Below are 21,522 nucleotides of genomic sequence, written 5' to 3' on the forward strand. Positions count from 1 at the left end.
CAAGCTAACTATTCTCATTATGTCATGTGCCCGACATAAGTGACTTTTATTTTGCTGGAAAGGCTTCAAGTAAATTGGCCACTAACTCGCCAAGTTTATTTTGGATAGTGACTGAATCGGTAGATTCTACTTCTACACTACCCAACGCACTGTAAATAAAGGTATCGCCTCTTACTACGTCGATTTGAAGATTTTGATATTGCGTCACACGCTCACCAATAGGTACGCTGAATATACTGCCAAGAGAGATGCCACCAGAACGCCCAAACACACCCGTGCCTAATCCTAGATTTAACCGCGTGTCATTTTCTTCACTGGCGGTAGAAGGAAGGAAACCTACCAGTACATCTGCCCCTTCTTCTGGCGAGGGCTTGAGCCCCTTGGCGATAAGAGCTCGGCTAATCGCTGATGTAAGTTGGCTTTCTATTTCTGGGTTCAAACTATTAAGTGGTGGTCGAACAAAAAATGTATTGATTTCAGCAAAATTTTGGCTTTCATCAATGTTAATTTGGGGGCCCTTGCTGGCACACCCAGCTAAGAAGCTTACCGCCAATAAGACTAAAATCAGGTAAAAGGGTTTGCTTGCCGTATGTTTACTTTTATTTGTTGGTGTCATAAGTACGCCGAATAAAGAGCTGCTTTAGTAGTTTAAAGAAGAAAACCACCAATTAGGATCGATTTATTACCGTAAATAACACGAATTAAACATAAAGCCGAATCAAATCACGCAAACCCGCGCTTTTAATTCGCGGTCTATTAGCCATTGCGATAAACTACGCCATAATAAATGAGCCACCTCTAGATTAAGACTAAAAACCATGATCCACAATGATGTTCTACGACGCCTACGTTTTGCTTTGGCAATTAACGATACCGCTGCTATCGGTATTTTCAAGTTAGTAGATTACGACATGGATGTAGACTACCTTCATTCAATTATGAAAAAAGAAGGTGAAGAAGGGTATCTACCTTGCAGAGACAAAATCATTTCTTTGTTCTTAGACGGCTTAATCATTAAAAGACGTGGCAAACAAGAAGGTGTTGAGCCTGTTATTTTAAAAGCCGGTGAGCGTTTGAGTAACAACGAAGTGCTTCGAAAAATCCGTATTGCTATGAGCTACAAAGACGAAGACATGATTAACGCGCTTCAAATGGCTGATTTCAGATTAAGCAAGAACGAACTTTCTGCGTTTTTCAGAAAACCCGATCACAGAAACTATAAAGTGGCTGGCGACCAAGTTGTGCGAAATTTATTGCAAGGCATGGTGAAAAAATACCGCCCTGATGCGAAAAAAACAGCGCATACGAAAGAGCAAGTACGCGAGAACGTAAAAGCGGATATGCAGGCCCAAAAAGCGAAAGAGAAAGCGAAAGAGAAAGCCAATAAGCCAAGTTCAGTGTGGGGTAAAACCTCTTAAGCGTAAGCTGGTAATCATCGAGCGTTGCGCTTTGCACTGTGTTCATAGAGTGTAATAGTTTGAAAGTTCAAACATACGCGCAACGCTATCTTCCTCGGCAACAATCATTTAAAAACCTGTATGCAACGGTCCTCACCGCTTACCAAATATCAAGCGTTAGTCGATTCGGGTAAACTTCAAAAAGACCCATCACAAGAACACGCCATTGTATTACTTCAGCAACTGTATCTTTCGTTACAGGGTGCTCACGAAGACGCTTCTCATAAAAGTAAGCAACCACAGAGTAAAGGCATTTATTTGTGGGGCAAGGTAGGGCGGGGCAAAACCTTTTTAATGGACTTGCTAGACGCGTGTTTGCCTAGCGCTTTGTGTAAACGACAACATTTCCATCATTTTATGCAGGATGTGCATAAGCGTCTTACTGAGCTATCCGGTAAGTCTGAGCCCCTGCGCCATATTGCCAAGCAGCTAAGTAAGCAGTACAAGGTTCTGTGCTTTGACGAATTCTTTGTCTCTGATATTGGCGATGCCATGTTACTAGGTAACTTACTGCAGTACATGTTTGAACTTAACATGGTAGTGGTGTGTACCAGCAATTGTGCGCCAAACGAGCTTTATCGAAATGGATTACAGCGCTCACGTTTTTTACCCGCTATCGCGGCCATTGAAGCCCATTTACACGTGCTGCATCTTAATGGTGAACAAGATCATAGAAAGCGTGCTCTTAATTACCTTCAACGTTATTTCGAATTACCTAAGCCATTGCAAGCGCAGGCGGAATTGCATCAAACCCTCCTTCGTCAGTACGACTTAACATTCAATGATGTGGCGTCAAGCGTAACGGTGTTGGGGCGAACTATTAATATCATCGCCCAAAGTGACGCTGATACAAGCAACTCAGGCATAAGCCATAAGGCAGTTTGCTTTGATTTTTCCTCGTTGTGTGAAGGGCCTCGTAGTCACTTTGATTACGTAGAGTTAGCCAAGTTGTACAAAACCATATTAGTGTTCAACGTACCGCCTATGAGTGGCCAGGCATACGAGAGAATTAAAGCGCGGGGCACTGAAGATAATGGTTCGAATATCAACATCGCCTCTGCTGAAACCGGAGAGCGGGAAGTGGTTTTAGCGCCAATGGATGATGCATTACGCCGATTTATTGCATTGGTAGACGAATGTTATGACAGTAAAACTAACTTGGTCATGACGGCTTACGTACCTCAGGATGAGATTTATACTAGCGGCTCACTGATGTTCGAGTTTGAGCGTACTAAAAGCCGGTTGATAGAGATGGCATCAGAAGATTATTTACAATTAGTGTCGAGTTGTTGATGTTGCGGTAATTATTTAAATTACCGTTTTAGTGGGTTACGAAGAAGGTAAATATTGGCATACGAACATGCACTTTTATAAAGGGCTAAAATTTAGTGAGAATGACTATTCAATAGTGTTAATGAGAAAGGTTAAAATCCGATAAATACCCTGATTCGGCTTAACTTGTTGATTTTACTTATTTAAAAATATTGGCATTTAGGTTGCAAAATTAACTTCGACTTAACCTAAAGGATGACAATGATGAATACTCTCACTAAAACACTAGCTACAATTACACTTTCTTTATCTACTATTGGTATGGCAAACGCAGCAGATTCTTTATTTGCAGCAGACGAATCAGTATCTTCTAAATTATGTGTTGTTGCAGCACAAGGTAGCAAGATTCAATTGCACAAATCGATTAAAGATTCTGGTTTGAGCAAGCGCTATATTGCTGAAAATGTTACCTGTAACGATCAAAATATTTTAGCCTTTGTACAAGATTATGCTAAAGATCCCGATGAAATGAACAATGCTTTAACCAATGGTAAATTTAATACTAACGTTGAAATTATTGATTTGGCCGCAGCGAATACAAAAAAGTAGTAAGAGGTAAAATTGAAGCCTGAGTATGTCGTTTTTGTTTTTATTGTTGTTGCTCAGCACATAATTTAAAAAAGGTGGCCATGGCCACCTTTTTGCTGTTTTGAATATATCTACCGAGGTCTAGTATCTTACTCTCTAGATTGCAAGCAAATAGGCTTACATACTTTTAAGTGCATCAATAATATCTTGCGGCTCTGAACGAGTTCTATAATCAACATCCACATAACGCCAGGTTACGTCGCCATTTTGATTGAGCACAAAGGTTGCTGGAATAGGCAGAATGTTACCATTACCGTTGTTGATGGTTTCTAGATCGAGTTGCCTATCATTTTTCATGTGCTCAATGAGAAATTCAGGCACTTCCCATGCTACGCCGTACTGGCCTGCAACTTTGGCACTTTGATCTGACAATACGATAAAATCCATCTTGCTAATTTCATCTTCACTGAGCGAATCATCGGGCACCTGCGGGCTTATAGCCACTAACGTTGCCCCTAGACTTTTAATATCGTCTAATCGAGACTGTAGGGCACGAAGCTGCAAATTACAGTACGGACACCAACTCCCGCGATAAAAAGTGACTACAACAGGCCCTTGGTTTAATAGAGAAGTGAGTGAAACAGTATTCAATTTTGCATCTGGCAGCGTGAACTCAGGTGCTTTATCACCCAATGCCAATGCATCACTGCCTTGCTGAAACGATTTAGCTTTTGCTATTTCTGCATCAACCCCTTTCATGAAATCTGGGTTGCCTTTACGGCCAGCTTCAACCTTCGCTTCAGTTTGTTCTTTTAACGTTGCCATACAAGCCTCATGGTTTACTACATCATAATGACGTATCAAAATAGTGATATTGGAGTAAAGTTAACGCCTTCCTAGTAGTAATGAAACCTATTTGCACTACATTTACGACTACCTTCGCCATAAATGCGGTACGGCGCAAAAGTGCGCCTGTTTTCATAATATATTGGATATTAGTCGGATATTAGTCTGGACACCCACACTTATTTAGTTATTAACTAGCAGTTCACTTACCGAGCATTACCACTTTGTGTCATTAAGGATTAACTATGAGCCTTCAGCAGGAAAACAAAGCCATTCCACAAGAAGCTTTCGATTGGTACGACGCTTATGCCCACGGTGGCATGGACAGACGCACATTCATGACCAAACTCACAGGATTAGTTGCCCTTGGCTATTCCATGTCCTTCTTAACCTCGTCATTACTGCCTAATTACGCGTTGGCTGAACAAATATCCTTTAACGATCCCGACATAACCGCAATCTACGAAACCTTTCCTTCACCCCATGGACACGGCGAAGGTAAGGGATATTTAGTGGTCCCAAATGCTTTAACCCAAAATGAAACCACGCAAAAAAAAGCGCCAGTAGTATTGGTAATACACGAAAATCGTGGATTAAACCCTTACGTTAAAGATGTAGCCAGAAGGCTTGCGAAGGCAGGTTTTATCGCGTTTGCTCCCGATGCTTTATTTCCGTTAGGCGGTTATCCGGGTAACGATGACGAAGGGCGCGCGATGCAGCGTAGTCTAGAGCGTTCAAAAATAGAGCATGATTTTGTTGCCGCCGCTGAATTTATCAAAGCGCACGAATTGTCTAATGGAAAATTAGGCGCTGTGGGGTTTTGTTTTGGTGGTTACATGGTGAATTACCTAGCTGCCGTCGATAGCGACCTTATAGATGCAGGTGTTCCTTTTTACGGTACGCCAGCAGCCAAAGAGTTACGTAAAAATATTGAGGCGCCTTTACTTATTCAACTTGGTGAATTAGATGAGCGAGTAAATGCAACTTGGCCAGGATACGAAGAAGATTTGAAAGCAAATAATGTGTCGTATGAAATGCACATGTATAAAAACGCGAATCATGGTTTTCATAATGATTCTACTGGGCGGTTTGACAAAGACAATGCTGAGCTAGCATGGTCTAGAACCATTGCATTTTTTAACGCTAAGTTGGCGTAAACTAACTATTTTACTTAAGCATTACAGCAGATATTCCCAAGCGTAAAGCTTAAGAAACATAATTTAAGACTCATATCATCAACGCAAGGTCTTTAAAATAAGCCGCTTTTATCAAGGGTTTTAGGAGTGATGAGGACCTTGCTTATACTATTCGCTTTTTGCCTCTCCACAATGTGCTTTTATGATACGGCACATCGTGTTCGATGGCTTTTTGTCTAATGAAGTTTTCTACCATTGTCCGACTACACTGGAATTTTTGTATATCAATATAGATACGTTTTTCTCTGTTATTTGAATCAAAAGATACGCTGGTATGATATCTGGTTCGGGAGTACTCGATGGACGTAATATCAACCCATACTAATCTAGCATCTTGCCCTTTTAAGCAATAAAGCACGCCATCTTCATTTAATATGAAGTGATCCTGAGCGTGAATTTTCCACTTTTTCTTGTAATACCAATATAAAAAAGGGGAAGCGGGTAGCAATAAGGCGCCAACTATATGCCTAAAATCATCTTCGCTTTCTTTAAATAGCATCCAGGCGCATACCGCACCAATTACCGAACTAAATAAAAATAGTATGAGGCTAATATCTTTGTAGTCTCCGCGAATAGATGCGCTAGTGCTGTTCTGAGTTAGTGTAGCTAATCTAGCTTTAATGCTATCGACTCGCTCGGGGTATGCGTGATGGTCAATAGTTTCTAGTACCTCTAGTAACTCATTGTAGGAGTAATTGGCGTAATTCGGTTCCATGAAGTTTGAATTAGTTGGTTGATGTCATTATTTAAGCAATATAAAAATTGCAAAAGTGAATAGCAAGCATACCGCAGTTTTTACACTCAATAATGTGTTGTAAAAATAGCGTGATCGGCACGACAGACTTAATGTCTTAGCTGTTTAAAATTAAAGAGTGTTTTAATTTTTTAAGGCAAGTAATTCACTGTTGTGGTGCACCTTTCATTACCAGCGGCGATCTCTTGGTGCATTGCTATAACGTAATGGTGGTTAATGTGAATGGTTATCTTCCAAAACGATTGAGAATGAACTCATCAGATGAGTTGCTTAGGCTAGGTGGCTGCTCGCCTGATTAAAATGCCGCCTATATTTATACTAAAGTCTAACGTTGTTGGTATGTTTATTGTGATGTGTTGATAGAACTCCCACTCGGTTTTCCTCCGAGTTGGTACGTAGTTGCAGTCACAGCAGGAAACACACTCATGATAAAAACCAATAAAACGTTCCGTCCCACACTATTAAGTGTCTCTATTGCGGCAATGTTTGCCGTCAGCCCTGCGTATGCACAAGAAAGTGAAACCGCCAGTGCTGAAACTGAAGAAGAAAAAATTCAAGTAGTAGGGCGTCGTATCTCTACTACCGAGGTCGCCATTGGTACGGGTGAAGTGACCAATACGCTGGCCGTTACCCGAGAAGCGTTGTTGTCGGCCCCAGGCGGTATATCTGGGCTTAAAATGTTAGAAAGTTTACCAGGGTTTAATGTGCAAACGGACGGTGCATTAGGGTTATATGAGTTTGGAAACTCTGTGAATGTGCGCGCATTCAATTTGAGTCAGATGGGCTTTGTGCTAAATGGCGTTCCAATGGGGCGTTCAGATGCTTTCGGCGGTAGCCCTATTTTCAGATATGTAGATAATGAGAACTTAGCGTCTGTAGTGGCTTCTCCAGGTGCAGGCGATGTTTCCGCACCAAGTTATTCTACCTTAGGGCCTATAGCTTCGTACTATTCGGTAGACCCGTCTGACGAAGCCGGTGGCATGATGTCTTATACCATTGGTGATGATGATTTAAATCGCTCTTTCGTTAAATTAGAAACCGGAGATATTAATGGTTTCAAGGCTTATGTAAGTCGCTCGAAAACCGACAGCGATTTATGGCGCGGGCCAGGTACCATCGACAGAGAACACATTGAGGGTAAAGCAATTTATGCCTTTAGTGACGAGACTACATTTACCGTTAGCTATGTGGCGAATGACTTCTTCGATTATGATTCGCCATCAGGTACCGAAGCGACTTTTGACGATAACTATTATTACAGCTACTTAGATGCCATTCCGGAAGGCTGTATTGCACCACTACCCGGTGTTTACGATTTCAACCAAGATGGAGTGGCTGATGAAAGCGACTTTACCCCTGTGTTCACCGGCAGTAACTGTACAAGTTATTACGAAGACCGCGTAAACGTTCGCGACGATAAGCTTTATTCTGCACAGCTTGAAACCTACTTGTTAGATAACTTGTTATTTACCGGTACTTATTATTTTGAAGATAAAGATGGTTATGGTGTTTCTCCCGATTCTTACAGTAACACCTTAAGTATTTATGAAGATCAGGCGGCAGCAGGGCTAGATGTAGTGCACCCACGCGGCGTGCAATATGGCTTATCGTCAGTAGGTGGTGATAGAAAAGGCTTTGTTGCTGATTTCAACTTAACGCTCGATGCCCACGATATACAATTTGGTGGCTGGCAGGAAAAAGACACTTACCATCGTACGCAACAGCGTTTGAATAAAACCGGCGGTAGTGCTGACGGTGACGTGATTTGGGATGAGGTGGCATATTATCGTCGAGATTATACCTCGGTACGTGAAACTACGCAGTTGTACGTGAAAGATACCATTAGCTTAATGGACGATAATTTAAAGCTTGAAGTGGGTATAAAGTCATTAAGTGTGGATTATTCACTTGATGGATATCGTGATTATGATGATTACGAAATTGACGGTGAAGCGGGCTATGGGCCTCAATCTGTGGGCGGCAAATTTAGTAACCATTTCTTACCTTCAATAGGCGCGGTATACACCCTAAATGACACCGACCAACTCTTCGCGTCTTACTCGAAAAACTACGCGCTACCTAATGGTACAGATGACATTTATGACAATGCGGTTAGCTTTGAACCCGATACTCCCGAAGGTGAAGAAGCCGATAATATTGAATTAGGCTACCGTACCAACAAAGAAAACTTTAACGCGGCATTAGCGTTATTCTATACCCGCTTTGATAATCGTTTGTTTGCCAGTAACGTATTAAACCCCGCCACTGGGCAGCCAGAGAGCTTCTATATTAATGGCGGCGCTTCAGAAGCCTACGGCTTTGAATTATCAGGTGTTTATCAGCCTGACGTATTCAAAAAACAGTTATACATGAATGCCAATATCTCGTACAAAAATGCCAGCTTAGTAGATGGCTTTGGTAGTAATCCTGAAGGCAGCGCCTTGGCTGATAGCCCAGACTGGGTGATGACAGGTGGCATTACCTACGAGCCAACAGAATGGCTAGTAGCGAATGTATCGGCAAAATATACCAGCAGTCGTTATACTGATTACGCCGAAACCTATGAAATGGATAGCTACACCACGGTAAGTGCCTATGTGGATTTAGGCGGTGTGAACCCCTTCGGTATGCCTGAAAATGTGAGCTTACGGTTAAACGTAGATAACCTTTTCGATAAAGAAGTGTTGTCGTTTGCGTTTGTAGGATCGGCTTTCTATCGCCCTTTAAGCCCACGCAATGTTCAAGCATCATTAACGGTGGCTTTCTAACATGACAACTAAAACGAATACAAAACTGTATCAATTAAACAAAGCAATGATTGGGGTAGTGGTAGCCTTAGGTCTTGGAACCACGATGGCGAGTTCTGTAACACAGGCAGCCGATAAGGTATCTCTAGAAGAAGCCGAAGCTATTCAGCGAAAACTCGTGACCTTGGACACCCACCTAGATACGCCTGCGCATTTGGTCAGGCCCGGGTTTGATATCATGGAGCGTCATACCTATGGCCACGACTTTTCGCAAGTTGATGTACCACGTATGCAAGAAGGGGCACTAGATGGTGGTTTTTGGGTGCTTTATACCCCACAAGGCCCGCTTACTACAGAAGGTTATCAACAAAGCCGTGATACCGCTTTACTACGGGCGCTTGCTGTTCGCACCATGGTTACCGAACATCCAGAAACCTTTGCATTAGCACTAGAGCCCGATGATGCTAGTGAGATTAAAAAAGCCGGCAAACATATTGTCTATATGAGTATGGAAAATTCCTATCCCCTCGGGACGGATATGAGCCTACTTGAAACTTTTTATAAGTTTGGGCTACGAATGGCGGGGCCAGTACATTTTAAAAACAATCAGCTTGGTGATAGTTCTACCGATCCCGAAGGGGTGAAGTGGGGCGGGCTTTCGCCGTTAGGTGAAACCTTTGTGAGCGAAGCCAATAGATTGGGTATTGTACTTGACGGTTCCCACGCTCACGATGAAACCGTTAAAGACATGATTAAGCTGTCTAAAACTCCCATCATTTTGTCCCACACCGGCGTGAAAGCAATTTACGATCATCCGCGAAACATTGACGACGACTTACTGAAGCAGCTTGCGGAATCTGGCGGTGTCATTCAAATGAATGCTTACAGCGACTACCTTACTGCACTGCCTGAAAACCCCGAGCGAAAAGAAGCTTACAAGGGGTTAATGGCCATGGTCAAACAAGGTGCTGATCACAAGGATTTGTTAGAAAAGCGCAGGGACATTGAGCATGAGCATCCCGCGGTTAAAGCGTCTTTTGATGTTTACATGAAGCACTTTTTACATGCGTTAGCGGTGGTAGGACCTAAGCATGTAGGAATTGGCGCTGACTGGGATGGCGGCGGCGGTGTAGACGATATGATGGATGTGGTTAATTTACCCATGATCACACAGCGATTGTTAGAAGAGGGCTATACCAAAGAAGACTTAGCAGATATATGGAGTGGTAATGCATTAAGAGTGCTTCAACAGGCTCAAGACTATGCTGCTAGTTTGAAAACAGCGAGTAAATAGTTTCACTGAATTGTAAACGCGCTCTATTCATTTGGTGAGTAGGGCGCTTTTTTATTTCTGATTAATAACGTGGAGTATGCATGAAATCGTTACCTCTTTTAGCCTCAACACTTGCCGCAGTATCTGCTTTATCGACGCCATTGTTTGCCCATGCGGGCACTGATGATTTTGCCGCAGGCCCCGTTTTTAATAACTATGGCAAGCATGCACCTGTGCCAGGTGTGAGTGTGTCGCCTCAGCAACAATTTAAAGTTGCCTTCGATGTGGCTAAAGGGGCAGATGCGGGCAAGGTAAACCGCAAATTTGACTCGCTTGCCCGTTTTATTAATATGCATGTCGCCAATGGCGCTAAGCTTGAAAATATTCAACTAGCGTTAGTGGTTCACGGATCAGCTACCCTAGATGTTATTGATAACGCGGCCTATCAAAAGCGAAAAGGTGAAGATAACGGTAACTTAAGTTTATTGCGTGCACTAATAGATAAAGGCGTACGTGTAATCGTGTGCGGCCAATCATCAGCGGCTAACGATGTAAGTACTGAAATGTTAATAGAGGGCGTTGAAATGGACTTATCTGCAATGACAGCCCATGCCCGCTTGAGTGAACAGGGTTACAGTACTAACCCGTTTTAATCTTTAACACAGCTGAGCATTCCTTTTTTAATAATATCAAGAAAAGGCGTGTTAGCAGGCAGTGTTCCATAAGCTAAACCCTGCTGTTTGCCTAACCTTGCTTCGCAAAAAGTGTTCGCCATTACGCTATCGCTCTCGTTAAGTAACAAGGCGCCTTGCATGGCAAGGGCGGTTTGCTCTGTAATTAATCGACTGCGAATTTCTAGGTTGGTAACATCCTCGAATGAATCTAAAAGACGTTGAAGGTGGGTGTCGTAGAAAGCGTTTTTCCCTTTTGCACTGTGCAATAAATCAAAAAGCGCCGCTTTAGATTCAGGCTCTTTGTGCAATGCGCGAAGTACATCTAAGCATTGTACATTACCACTGCCTTCCCAAATTGAATTAAGCGGAGCTTGGCGATATAGCCGAGGCAAAATATTCTCTTCAACATAGCCAATGCCCCCCAAGCACTCTTGGGCCTCGTTAATAAATGCCGGGGTTCGCTTACAAATCCAGTATTTACCAATCGCCGTTGCGATACGTGCTAGTGCGGCTTCTTTCGGATTGGTTTTACTTGCATCAACGGCGCGGGCGACCCGCATGGTAAGTGCCAATGATGCGGTACATTCAAGAGTCAGGTCGGCGATGACATTTTGCATTAAAGGCTGGTCAATAAGTGTTGCACCAAAGGCTTCTCGATTACTAACATGATGATAGGCTTGCACTAACCCTTGTCTCATAGTAGCCGAAGAGCCAATCATACAATCAAGGCGAGTAAGCGATACCATGTCGATAATCACCCGTACGCCTCGACCTTCTTCACCTATTAAGTACGCAGTAGCGCCTTGAAACTCTACTTCTGATGAAGCATTGCTCCAGTCGCCTAATTTGTCTTTCAAGCGTTGAATGCGTACTTCGTTTAAGGTGCCATCAGGCATAACCCTAGGCAATAAAAAGCACCCTAGGCCAGCGTTGGTTTGCGCAAGAATTAAATGGCCGTCACACATGGGTGCAGAAAAGAAGAACTTGTGCCCCACAATGCGGTAGCTGCCATCTTGTTGTTTTGTGGCCGTGGTCGTGTTGCGGCGAACATCTGAGCCCCCTTGTTTTTCAGTCATTCCCATACCGATAGACAGGCCATGCTTGTGCTCTGCTGGCAAGGTGCGGTCATCGTATTGGCCATGCACTACCTTATCTACCCAATAATTTGGTAAGCCTTTAGCTTGTCGTAGTGCAGGAATAGCAGCATGGGTCATGGTTAGGGGGCAGGTTGTGCCCGCATCAGCTTGAGAATGCATGAAAATTAACGCCGCTCTTATGACATGCGCGCCTTGTTGACTTTCATGCTGCCACGAATAATTGTGTAAGTTACCCTTCATGGCCGCACTCATAAGCGTGTGGTAGCTAGGGTGAAATGCTACATCATCGATTCTGCGACCATACCGATCGAAGGGGTGGAACTCGGGTTTATTTTTGTTAGCAATTTCACCGTGTGCCATTAATTCATAGCCCGCGGCTTGCCCAAATACACCTAGTTTTAATTCTACGTCAGCGTTTGGCGACGTTATATTAGCCATCACAGCGTGCTTAAGCAGGGGGTCATCCAGCCACAAGTTATACGCGGGTAGGGGATGTGGCTGATTCTCAACAACATGGGTATTGAACAATGTAGGTGAAGACATAACAAACTCGTCTTAGAAATTTATTAAACATTACTCCTTGTGTCTTTTTGTGTCAAATTGTGTAATTTGATTGGCTGCTGGTAGTAAGAAAGCGGGTTCAAGAGGCTTTACGCTAAACGTTCTGCATAAGGGGCCGTTCGGGTGCTTTGTTTAAGTGCTAAGTTTAAGTGCTCTGTTTAAGTGCTTTTGAACACGAGTTTATATTCACGTGCCTAGGTTCACATGCTTATGGGCAAGTAAGAAAGCGGAAAAAGGATATACTTTGTAAATGCATGGCATTTAGGTAAAGTGCTCACTTGATGTCGTTTTAATTACTAAAAGATTGGTAAAGCAATATGTTACCCGAAAAACCTACCGGTAAACCCGTAGCCCGCCACTTGTTAATGAAGCTACTTGGTTCACGCCCCGGTATAAAAATGGATGCAGCCAGCGCGGTTAGAGTAGGCGCCTTGTTTGGCATTTCGGAAAATAACATACGCGTTACCCTTACTCGCTTACAGTCGGCTAAATTGCTCAAGGTGGTAGAGCGTGGTTATTATCAGTTAGGCAAAGAGGGCGAGCAATTTGCTGGCGAGATCAGCAGTTGGCATACGGCAGAATCTAGATTATGTGAATGGCGTGGTGATTGGCTTACCGTGCTAACCACCGCGTTAGCAAAAAGTGATCGTAAGGCCACACGGGCACAAGACAGGGCGCTTAAATTAATGGGTTTAAAAAAGCTCTCTGCAGACTTTTATGTTAGGCCTAACAACCTTAACGATACGGTGGGAACAACACGAGAGCGCTTGTACCGATTAGGGTTAGATAAAAGCGCTGTGGTGTTTAATGCATCTGACTTTGCTGACGCGACGGAAAAAAAGGCAGCAGGGTTATGGCAGACCAAAAACCTTGAAGCCAGTTACGAAGAAGGATTAATTGAACTCGCGCGGTCGCGCAAGCGTATAGAAGGCTTATCACTAGATGATGCAGCAAAGGAATATTATATCGTCGGCGATAATGCCCTAAAACGATTAGTGTTCGACCCACTGCTTCCAGCACCTTTGGTTAATGTCGACCTTCGCAGAGCATTTCGCGCAAAAGTAGAAGAGTACGATAAGGCTGGCGCTGAAGTCTGGTATGAATTTTTAAATATAAAGAAGTGAGGAAAGAGGTATGAGCACGGAGGTGCTTGCCTGATGCTATCTTTGTGGCACACTGTCATTTGAATTACCGATAAACGGTTGCATAGATACGCACAGATTTTCCAACTTAAATACGTGACATGGAATAAGTAGTATGACGTCAAACCGCCCCCTGTTTAAACACATTCGGAACCACACCGCGCTTTTCAGTGAATTGTCGCGTTATCGTAACATCGCGGTGCAGGGTCTAGGCCTTTCTCAGTACGAATTTCACAAGACCCCAAAGTTCGTTGCAGAAGATGGACGTCGGCTTACCATTGAGCCGGAGCGAAGTATTGTTTTGCCTAATGTAGAGCAACTTAAAGGCGTAAAGAGTAAGCTTGAAAAAGCCATACCTACACTCACAATGGTTGAGCACAGCGAGATTGGTTATCGCTATCCTACCGCCGCGCTGGCGGGGTTAGATGCCCCTTTTATCAAGCGAATGCGCTCTGAGTACTTTCATAAAGTTGATGAAGATCGCAGTATTTGCAGGCCGGTAAATTTATCTTACGGCATTAAAAGCCGTGGAAAAGCAGATAATCGCCAAGAGTATGAAGTGTGGATGCCTGACGAGGCACCAGAGCAAAACCCCTTGCCACTGTTAATCGATCTTTATGGCGAAGACCTACCTAACGATGTGCGCCATTTTGTAGAGCAACCTTCGAAAGTGCATGGTTGGATGGGCGTTAAGCGAGCAGCATTTGAAGCCTTATACCAAAACAAAGAAATATGTGGCGATTTGGTGATTTGTGTTGCCATGAGTGTAGACGCATACAATATTGGCGCGCGCCCTGACTTGTCGTTCTCGCCAGAAGCAGAAAGCAGTATTGCGGCTAGCAATGCAGAGCTAGAGTGGGAAATAGAAGGCTATTATGCGCCACGTGACTGGGAGTTTGACCACGATATGGTGTGGTCGGCAATTAATCACACCCTGGCAGCGATTAATGCGCCTTTAAATGATTTATACGGCAATACCATTTTGCCAGTGGTAGAAAGCAAAACAGAACGTATTTTGTCTACGCTTAAAAGCTTAGGTGTTCAACAGGACGAGATTGATGATATGAATCTACAACCGTGGGAGTTTATGCTTAATGAAAGTTCCCATAGGGTTAAATCTCACGATCCATCCAGACCTGTTAATCTTTTAGGTAGGCTAAATCGTTTGTTCTACCAAGAAGACCGCAAACTTCCTTCGTTAAACTGGATGCACGATTTAATCACCTAGTCGTGAAAGTATAAAACCAGTTGCAGCTATTAACTTAATTATTGATGCCTGCCGCACAAAGTCGGTGGGCATTTTTGTATCTAAAGCCTCATTGCCTTTCTGATCACGCATTATAAATACCTACCATCACTCTCGCACTATTTCGATTAGTACATGAAACAGTGTAAGCACGTCGATTACTTCAAATAGGTACCTTCAGGCTACAGGATATAGCCGTATCCAATATTAGATAACAATAATGTAGGTTACATATATTCGCATTTTGTAGCAACGATTGTTAAAAAGGTTAAATTCTGTAAAAAACTTACATAACTGATGTGAAAATACAGTTTTTTGTCAATTTATGTAATTTAATTACAAAATAAGCTTTCTTTTACGTGATTTTTGGTCATAATGTACTCGTTGCTTAAGAAAACTCTAATTTTGTTACACAATAGGAATTACATTATGAAACTGTCAACTTTCGCCATTGCTCTTATCTCTTCAGTAGCGTCTTTAAATGCTTTTGCTCAAGACGTTCGTTTAAACCCAGTTAATCAAAACATTGAAACGCAAGCTTGCTACACAGCCGCGACAGAAGGCTACAGAGCAGCAAAACGTTTAATTCGTGACAACGGATTAAATGTTGAGTCTTTCAGTGCATCATTGCTTTGTAACGATGTAAGCTTGAGAAAGTTTGCTGATTTATACAGCGATAAAACTACTAATGAAACTAAAGGCATTGCCCTTGTTGCTAAGAACGAAGATATCGCTTCTAAAGCTTGTTTAGATGCTGTTTCAATCGGTACAGAAAAAGCACTTGCTAAGCACGGCTTAGAAGGCGAAACCATTATTTGTAATCACAAAGAAATGTCAGCATTTGTTCGTTCTTATAACGCTGAAACAGTTGTTGTACGTCCATTCTCTGAATAGTATAGCCTCACTGATTTAACGTTTGTTTACAGTTTCATGGCCCACTCGGCAACTGGGTGGGCCAGTAACTTATTTTAATCACCACGCTTACTGGTGTTAGAAAATATCCCTCGAAAAAACTCCCAGCGAAAATCTTCACTTGAACGATAATCCCTCTTTGAAATATAAATCATCGAACCCATTTTCTTAACCTAAAAATAATAAATACGACTTACCCTTAACACCGCGCTATTCGTTTTGAAACCTGTACTTTTGTATCCAGTTACCTATACGTCTTCCCATCAAAATCTCCATTGAATATGCACATTGTGCACGCAAGCGCTGTGCTAGTTTATTGATTACTCACGTTCCTTACGTTTGTTTGCACTGGGCATAAGCGTAAGAATACAGCGACAACAAATATCAATAGAGAGAATCATTATGTCGAAAAGTCACTACGCAATACGTACATTGTTATGCGTAAGCATTCTATCAGTGTTAGCTGCTTGCGGCGGGGGCTCATCAACTGACGAAACTGTAGACAGCGACACCAGTGTTGATGCGGGCACCGGAACAGACACGGGTAACGACAGCGACTCGAGTACCACAACGTGCGACTCACCGATGACAGAGCTTTCAAGTGCCTATCTTGAATTTGTTGCGGCACCAAATGTCACTATTGTGTTGTCTGAAGATGGATGCACAGTGTCGCTCGAGTCGGCAGGTAAACCCGATCACACATCATCATATTGGGATTCAGGCAATGCCAGCGGCTTATATGTTGAGCCTGAAGATGAAACTCTATTCAATCAAAAGCGCTCACCGGGTGATATTGAAGATTACCTAAATGATTTTGATTTAACCGTCCCCGTATCGCCGGAACTAGCCGCCACATCATCGGCCACGCCGTTAGGTGCAATAGGTATTGCTTTGAGCGGCGCGCCCATTTTCAACGATTCCGAAGGTACGGGAGATGTATCGATAGGCGTGATACAAGGTTTTGATCGCAATGGTGCGCATACTGGCCCGCAAACTTACCATTACCATTTAGAGCCACAAGCTATCTCTTATGATGATGATTCGCTGGTAGGTATTATGGCAGATGGATTTTTCATATTTGGAAGACGTTGCTATTCAACCGTAGACTACCCCACCGATTTAGATGAATCGAACGGCCATACGTCAGTCACCCTTTATACAGGTGCTTCAGAGGAAGATGCTGAATATCACTACCACATATCAAATGAACAATACTTAAACGGCGAGTATTACCTAATTTTCCCGGGTAACTTCCAAGGTACGCCGAGTGACATTAACTAAATCAACAGGTTACAAAGTACTCCTGTTTTGTGCACTTTGGCTGGCAGCAACTTCTGGGTCGGTATCCTTTAGCGATAGAGCACAACTAGTGGTGTATGAAAATGCCATATCGCTGAATAAGCAAGGCGTTCGTATATATCAAAACGCCCCGTTTACAGGAAAAGTGGTGAGCTACCACTCAACAGGCGCCCTTGCTACAGAAGATGAGTTTGTAGCCGGTCGCCGCGCCGGGGTGGCAAGAAAGTGGTTTTCGAACGGTACCTTAGGTTACGAGGCCTATTATGCGTCTGGCGCCAGAGAGGGTAGTGTAAAAACCTGGTGGGTTAACGGAAACCTTCGGTCGGCATTTGTGTATGAAAACGGCAAGGTCGAAGGTGAAGGCTGGCGTTGGTACAGAAGTGGAGCCAAATTCAAGAAATTTAACTACCACGAAGGGCAACCGGTAGGCTTGCAGCAAGCGTGGCGAAAAAATGGCACCTTATACTCTAATTTTGAATACAAGAATGGGCGGATCTATGGGCTTAGAAAAGCAAACAACTGTGTGGGGCTTGAAGATGAGGTTATCTCTGTTGATTACTACCAAAATCAAGCCAGTCTTCGTTTCTAGTGCATTGCTGTTGCTATGCAGTACCAGTGCAATAACGGTAAATTCAGCCCATAGCGCGGACGAACTATCCTACCAATTACCTTATTACAACAGCAAAGAATTTACACCGCACTGGATTGAAAGCGGTAGTGAAGCGCTTGATGGTTTTCACAAAATACCGCCCTTTAGTTTCACCAATCAAGATGGGGAAGAAGTTAGCGAGAAAGACTTTGAGAATAAAATCTATGTGGCAGGCTTTTTCTTCAGCACGTGCCCGGGAATTTGCCCCATGATCCGGTCTAAGTTGGCCAAGGTGCAAGAGGCATTTATTGACGACGATAGCGTAAAAATTCTTCAGCATTCGATTAGGCCGAATACTGACACGGTCGATTTGCTTAAAGCTTATGCAGATAAAAACGGCATTTTAAGTAATAAATGGTATTTGGCAACCGGAGAGCGGGACGCTATTTATTCTCTGGCAAAAAGCGCGTACTTCGCCAGCGACGACTTGGGTAACTTGCAAAATACAGAAGATTTTTTGCATACCGAAAGCCTATTATTAATAGATCAGAATCGTCATATTCGCGGCATATACAACGGGCTCAATAGTGCTTCTGTCGATTATTTGATAGCGGATATTAAAGCGCTGAACGCTCAGTGATAGTTTAGCTTAACAACTGCATATACGCCTGAGCATTTAATTTAGCGCGTTTATCGTGACTAGAGAGCATCAAATAAACGCGCTGTTGTAACTAACGGCTACTCCGCTGATGAAATAAGATGCAGTACTTTTTGTCTTCCGTCGAGATACTCTACTTTTTCACCATCAAAAAACGCATCTTCTTCTAACATAATGCGTATGTCTTTATCCCATTCTGGAATATAGGTGGCGGCATTTAGCTCTATAGAGTAAACCGTGTTTGGATACACAGGGTAGTCGCCCTGAACGGGAACCCCTTCTTGTGCATCCCACATACCAATGGTGGGGCCTGCTGCATGACCATGAAATCCCAGTGGGTGAGTATAAATAGCAGGGGTTAGCCCTTCTTCTATGGCTTGCTCTCGAGACATTTTCAAAATCTCATTGCCGGTGCGTCCAACCTTAAAATTGTTGGTAAGAATATCTTGCAATCGGTTTCCTGCTGCAAAAGCTTCAATTATGCTTTTAGGGGGCGCGGTTTCATCGGGTTTTAACACGTATGCATGCTGTTGTTGGTCGGTGTTTAAACGCAGGTAAGTAATACCAAAATCAACATGGATAAGGTCTCCTGGCTGTATAATATTTTCACCAGCGCGCTTACTAAACGCTTTTATTTGATCAAATTTTTCATTGTCTGCACGTTGAATAGACACTGAAGGATGAAACCAGTTTTCTAACCCTAATGCCTTGCTTTGGTCACGCAACCACCATATGACATCGTCGGTAGTAGTGATTCCAGGAGTAACAACTTCATTTGAAAAATCCGTTGCTATAAGTTGGTGGCCAATTTGAGTCAGGGAAGGGTAGTGTTGCATTTCAAGCTTACTACGAGTTTCTAGCCAAGCAATGGCCAGTTTTTCACCCGATACCACACGGTCTTTAAATTTAGGAGAAAGGGCGGCTATGAACTTGCTGTTTTCGGTGCTACTCATACCGTCAGCAAGTGCAAATGCATCTGACACATTCACTGCAATTCGTTTGGGGTCGCGCGCTTCAATAACATCAGCAAGTGCTTCCCACTGATTAGGCTGAGCTTCTTTGTCCCATGCTTTTTCGAATAAATCAGCCACGGCATACCGAGCTACCGCTAAACGTTCTAGAGGCTTTCCTTCGCCAGGGTTAAAAATGACCAACATGGTATGCCTGCGGGCCGATAGCCACGTTGATGGCAGCATGGTTTTGATGACGGGGTCTTCGTTGTATTCCCGCGACATGATTACCCACATATCAATATTAGTACGCTGCATAAGACTGGGTAAAACCTGCTCGAATCGTTGTGCTAGTATTTCATCGACCAACTCGCTCCTAGCTTGCATATCCATGACATCCTTGGCCATAGATTGCAAACTCACTAGCAGTAACACAAGCGTACAAACTGCTCTCATTCTCTTTCCTTATTAGTTTGAATTATAAGCATGTAATCATTAAAACTAGCACAAGCTGTTTGGCTTAAGCAATGGTGGCTACAATTAAATAAGGGAGCAACTGGTGTGGATTATTATTGAAAATATGGCGAAGATTTAACCACTGCATAGCCTGTATTTATAGTCACTATAAGGCTACGAAGATTGGTAACACTACTCATATTGATACGGATCAATACTTAAAACCGAAATCCCTAGTCTACTTAACGCTAGCACGTTTGGCATGTTGTAGAATTTTTTGAATTCAATGTCGGCAATTTTCCTTCAGTAGATAAATTAAATTGTGATTGCAGTTTAATCATCATCGATTTAGGTATTACCCTAGCCGGAGACAGTTATGAATGCAGAGATTGATTTACAGCAAATAATAGAAAATACCATGGTGTTAGTGCTGGCAGGTGGGCAGGGCTCACGGTTAAAAGCACTTACTGAAACCCGGGCTAAACCGGTACTAGAGTTTGGCAGTCATTGTCGAATCATCGATTTTCCCCTTTCAAACTGTGTTAATTCAGGCCTAAATCAAATTGCGGTACTCACCCAATATAAGTCTCAGTGTTTAATTCGGCATTTGATGCAACATTGGGGCACATTGAATAACAGTTTTGGGGGGCGATTAGATATTCTTCCTGCATCCCAGCAACAGTCTGAAAGCTGGTACCAAGGTACTGCAGATGCGTGTTTTCAGAATATTGACTATATCAAATCCAGAGCACCTAAATATGTGATGATCTTATCGGGGGATCACGTATATCAAATGGATTATCGAAAACTGCTGGCTGAACATGTGAAAAACGGCGCCGAAATGACAGTATCTTGCATAGAAGTGCCTACTAAGAATGCGGCAAATCAGCTGGGCGTATTAAGTGCTGATAGCAAAGGTCGGGTAACCGCTTTCGATGAAAAGCCATGTAAACCACACCCATTATTAGATGCGCCAGAGTATTGTTTAGCTTCAATGGGCAATTATGTAGTGAATGCTGAAGTGCTTTATCGGCTACTTAAAGCAGATGCCAAAGCGTTGGAATCTGATCACGACTTCGGTAAAAACGTAATTCCAAATATTATTGAGCAGCACAAAGTGTTTGCGCATCGATTCAGAGGCGCCGATGGTTGCCAAATTCCCTATTGGCGAGATGTAGGCACCATTGATAGTTACTGGCGGGCTCATATGGATTTGCTGAACAACAGCGATATGTTGAATTTAGCTGACCCGTCTTGGCCTATCTGGGGAAGTGCTTTATCTAGCGCGCCAACCCAAATACGGGGCGGGACTCAAAAAGGCCAGTGCGACCTCAATCAGATTTTGATTGGCACCGGTTGCCAATTAACTAATTGCCGTATCCATCACACTGTTTTGTCATCCAATTGCGCAATCGGTGATGGCGCTTCACTTCAAGGGTGTGTATTGCTGCCTGATGTGACTATCGAGGCCGGCGCTAAATTAAAAAACGTTATCGTAGATAAAGGTGTGACGGTGCCCGCTAATTTAGCCATTGACGATATTAATATTGCTAAGCACTTCGGATTTTCAGTTAGCGAGAAGGGGGTTGTTTTAATTACCCAACAAGTAATAGATAGTTTTGCCGATGTGGAAATATATTTTGACGTACCGCAAAAGTCGACGAGTGTAAGTCCAATTAGACCAATGCATTCAGAGCTATCAACTCGAAACATCGTTCGTACTCATGTACCCAGCGCACTGAACGAGCGTTAAGAACGCAAAGGCAACGCCTGTGCGTTGCCTTTGATCTGGCTATTTAATTAGC

19 protein-coding genes are annotated in these 21,522 nt (G+C 43.1%); 14 read left to right on the forward strand and 5 right to left on the reverse strand.

What is annotated here, in order from left to right; genetic code table 11:
• Positions 1–46 precede the first annotated feature (46 nt).
• Positions 47–616: a DUF4136 domain-containing protein gene (locus tag C7Y69_RS01840; RefSeq protein WP_126871597.1), complete on the reverse strand. Its 570-nt coding sequence runs from the start codon at positions 614–616 to the stop codon at positions 47–49.
• Between the two features lie 202 nt (positions 617–818).
• Between C7Y69_RS01840 and C7Y69_RS01845 the strand changes: the two genes are divergently transcribed.
• From C7Y69_RS01845 to C7Y69_RS01855, 3 genes are all read left to right on the forward strand, one after another.
• Complete coding sequence (locus C7Y69_RS01845; RefSeq protein WP_013783121.1) at positions 819–1,418, forward strand: DUF1456 family protein; 600 nt, start codon at positions 819–821, stop codon at positions 1,416–1,418.
• 120 nt (positions 1,419–1,538) lie between these two features.
• A complete protein-coding gene (gene zapE, locus C7Y69_RS01850; protein WP_013783122.1) occupies positions 1,539–2,750 on the forward strand; it encodes a cell division protein ZapE in 1,212 nt (403 codons plus the stop codon).
• A 240-nt stretch (positions 2,751–2,990) separates the two neighbouring features.
• Positions 2,991–3,338 (forward strand): DUF3718 domain-containing protein, encoded by a 348-nt coding sequence (locus tag C7Y69_RS01855; protein WP_158306759.1) that lies wholly within the window; start codon positions 2,991–2,993, stop codon positions 3,336–3,338.
• A 156-nt stretch (positions 3,339–3,494) separates the two neighbouring features.
• Here the strand turns inward: C7Y69_RS01855 and C7Y69_RS01860 are convergent, their stop codons facing one another.
• Positions 3,495–4,142, reverse strand: a complete 648-nt coding sequence (locus C7Y69_RS01860) for a peroxiredoxin-like family protein (RefSeq protein WP_013783124.1) — start codon at positions 4,140–4,142, stop codon at positions 3,495–3,497.
• Between the two features lie 266 nt (positions 4,143–4,408).
• Here C7Y69_RS01860 and C7Y69_RS01865 point away from each other — a divergent pair, with 266 nt between their 5' ends.
• On the forward strand, positions 4,409–5,320 hold the full coding sequence (locus C7Y69_RS01865; protein WP_013783125.1) for a dienelactone hydrolase family protein: 912 nt from the start codon (positions 4,409–4,411) through the stop codon (positions 5,318–5,320).
• Positions 5,321–5,462: 142 nt separating this feature from the next.
• Here the strand turns inward: C7Y69_RS01865 and C7Y69_RS01870 are convergent, their stop codons facing one another.
• Positions 5,463–6,074 carry a hypothetical protein gene (locus tag C7Y69_RS01870; protein WP_013783126.1) on the reverse strand — a complete coding sequence of 204 codons (612 nt, stop codon included), beginning with the start codon at positions 6,072–6,074 and terminating at the stop codon, positions 5,463–5,465.
• Between the two features lie 464 nt (positions 6,075–6,538).
• Between C7Y69_RS01870 and C7Y69_RS01875 the strand changes: the two genes are divergently transcribed.
• From C7Y69_RS01875 to C7Y69_RS01885, 3 genes are all read left to right on the forward strand, one after another.
• Positions 6,539–8,881, forward strand: coding sequence for a TonB-dependent receptor (locus C7Y69_RS01875; RefSeq protein ID WP_013783127.1), 2,343 nt, complete (start codon positions 6,539–6,541; stop codon positions 8,879–8,881).
• A 1-nt stretch (position 8,882) separates the two neighbouring features.
• Positions 8,883–10,154 carry a dipeptidase gene (locus tag C7Y69_RS01880; RefSeq protein ID WP_126871599.1) on the forward strand — a complete coding sequence of 424 codons (1,272 nt, stop codon included), beginning with the start codon at positions 8,883–8,885 and terminating at the stop codon, positions 10,152–10,154.
• A gap of 80 nt (positions 10,155–10,234) precedes the next feature.
• Entirely contained in the window at positions 10,235–10,786 is a 552-nt protein-coding gene (locus tag C7Y69_RS01885; protein WP_260563403.1) for a DsrE family protein, read from the forward strand.
• Here C7Y69_RS01885 and C7Y69_RS01890 read toward each other — a convergent pair.
• Complete coding sequence (locus tag C7Y69_RS01890) at positions 10,783–12,447, reverse strand: isovaleryl-CoA dehydrogenase (RefSeq protein ID WP_126871600.1); 1,665 nt, start codon at positions 12,445–12,447, stop codon at positions 10,783–10,785. The two genes, C7Y69_RS01885 and C7Y69_RS01890, sit on opposite strands and share 4 nt — an antisense overlap.
• A gap of 335 nt (positions 12,448–12,782) precedes the next feature.
• Here C7Y69_RS01890 and C7Y69_RS01895 point away from each other — a divergent pair, with 335 nt between their 5' ends.
• From C7Y69_RS01895 to C7Y69_RS01920, 6 genes are all read left to right on the forward strand, one after another.
• Complete coding sequence (locus tag C7Y69_RS01895) at positions 12,783–13,589, forward strand: PaaX family transcriptional regulator (RefSeq protein ID WP_126871601.1); 807 nt, start codon at positions 12,783–12,785, stop codon at positions 13,587–13,589.
• Between the two features lie 133 nt (positions 13,590–13,722).
• Complete coding sequence (locus C7Y69_RS01900; RefSeq protein ID WP_126871602.1) at positions 13,723–14,835, forward strand: hypothetical protein; 1,113 nt, start codon at positions 13,723–13,725, stop codon at positions 14,833–14,835.
• A 447-nt stretch (positions 14,836–15,282) separates the two neighbouring features.
• The gene (locus C7Y69_RS01905; protein WP_057790348.1) at positions 15,283–15,747 is read left to right on the forward strand and encodes a hypothetical protein; all 465 of its coding nucleotides are present in this window, start codon (positions 15,283–15,285) and stop codon (positions 15,745–15,747) included.
• Between the two features lie 420 nt (positions 15,748–16,167).
• Positions 16,168–17,046, forward strand: coding sequence for a YHYH protein (locus tag C7Y69_RS01910; RefSeq protein ID WP_062087793.1), 879 nt, complete (start codon positions 16,168–16,170; stop codon positions 17,044–17,046).
• On the forward strand, positions 17,033–17,653 hold the full coding sequence (locus tag C7Y69_RS01915; protein ID WP_126871603.1) for a toxin-antitoxin system YwqK family antitoxin: 621 nt from the start codon (positions 17,033–17,035) through the stop codon (positions 17,651–17,653). Before C7Y69_RS01910 ends, C7Y69_RS01915 begins: the two co-directional genes overlap by 14 nt.
• On the forward strand, positions 17,616–18,293 hold the full coding sequence (locus C7Y69_RS01920) for an SCO family protein (RefSeq protein ID WP_231518125.1): 678 nt from the start codon (positions 17,616–17,618) through the stop codon (positions 18,291–18,293). The genes C7Y69_RS01915 and C7Y69_RS01920 overlap by 38 nt, the downstream gene beginning before the upstream one ends.
• Before the next feature lie 98 nt (positions 18,294–18,391).
• Here C7Y69_RS01920 and C7Y69_RS01925 read toward each other — a convergent pair whose 3' ends face one another.
• Positions 18,392–19,717 (reverse strand): M24 family metallopeptidase, encoded by a 1,326-nt coding sequence (locus tag C7Y69_RS01925; protein WP_126871605.1) that lies wholly within the window; start codon positions 19,715–19,717, stop codon positions 18,392–18,394.
• Positions 19,718–20,093: 376 nt separating this feature from the next.
• Between C7Y69_RS01925 and glgC the strand changes: the two genes are divergently transcribed.
• Complete coding sequence (glgC, locus tag C7Y69_RS01930) at positions 20,094–21,470, forward strand: glucose-1-phosphate adenylyltransferase (RefSeq protein WP_126871606.1); 1,377 nt, start codon at positions 20,094–20,096, stop codon at positions 21,468–21,470.
• Positions 21,471–21,522 lie beyond the last annotated feature (52 nt).

Source organism: Alteromonas sp. KS69, assembly GCF_003989595.1.
Taxonomy (GTDB): Bacteria; Pseudomonadota; Gammaproteobacteria; order Enterobacterales; family Alteromonadaceae; genus Alteromonas; species Alteromonas naphthalenivorans.

Coding starts and splice junctions, on each gene's coding strand:
- C7Y69_RS01840 (WP_126871597.1), bottom strand. CDS start 616: ATGACACCAACAAATAAAAGTAAACATACGGCAAGCAAACCCTTTTAC.
- C7Y69_RS01910 (WP_062087793.1), top strand. CDS start 16,168: ATGTCGAAAAGTCACTACGCAATACGTACATTGTTATGCGTAAGCATT.
- zapE (WP_013783122.1), top strand. CDS start 1,539: ATGCAACGGTCCTCACCGCTTACCAAATATCAAGCGTTAGTCGATTCG.
- glgC (WP_126871606.1), top strand. CDS start 20,094: ATGAATGCAGAGATTGATTTACAGCAAATAATAGAAAATACCATGGTG.
- C7Y69_RS01905 (WP_057790348.1), top strand. CDS start 15,283: ATGAAACTGTCAACTTTCGCCATTGCTCTTATCTCTTCAGTAGCGTCT.
- C7Y69_RS01875 (WP_013783127.1), top strand. CDS start 6,539: ATGATAAAAACCAATAAAACGTTCCGTCCCACACTATTAAGTGTCTCT.
- C7Y69_RS01860 (WP_013783124.1), bottom strand. CDS start 4,142: ATGGCAACGTTAAAAGAACAAACTGAAGCGAAGGTTGAAGCTGGCCGT.
- C7Y69_RS01865 (WP_013783125.1), top strand. CDS start 4,409: ATGAGCCTTCAGCAGGAAAACAAAGCCATTCCACAAGAAGCTTTCGAT.
- C7Y69_RS01895 (WP_126871601.1), top strand. CDS start 12,783: ATGTTACCCGAAAAACCTACCGGTAAACCCGTAGCCCGCCACTTGTTA.
- C7Y69_RS01870 (WP_013783126.1), bottom strand. CDS start 6,074: ATGGAACCGAATTACGCCAATTACTCCTACAATGAGTTACTAGAGGTA.
- C7Y69_RS01855 (WP_158306759.1), top strand. CDS start 2,991: ATGATGAATACTCTCACTAAAACACTAGCTACAATTACACTTTCTTTA.
- C7Y69_RS01890 (WP_126871600.1), bottom strand. CDS start 12,447: ATGTCTTCACCTACATTGTTCAATACCCATGTTGTTGAGAATCAGCCA.
- C7Y69_RS01880 (WP_126871599.1), top strand. CDS start 8,883: ATGACAACTAAAACGAATACAAAACTGTATCAATTAAACAAAGCAATG.
- C7Y69_RS01900 (WP_126871602.1), top strand. CDS start 13,723: ATGACGTCAAACCGCCCCCTGTTTAAACACATTCGGAACCACACCGCG.
- C7Y69_RS01885 (WP_260563403.1), top strand. CDS start 10,235: ATGAAATCGTTACCTCTTTTAGCCTCAACACTTGCCGCAGTATCTGCT.
- C7Y69_RS01925 (WP_126871605.1), bottom strand. CDS start 19,717: ATGAGAGCAGTTTGTACGCTTGTGTTACTGCTAGTGAGTTTGCAATCT.
- C7Y69_RS01845 (WP_013783121.1), top strand. CDS start 819: ATGATCCACAATGATGTTCTACGACGCCTACGTTTTGCTTTGGCAATT.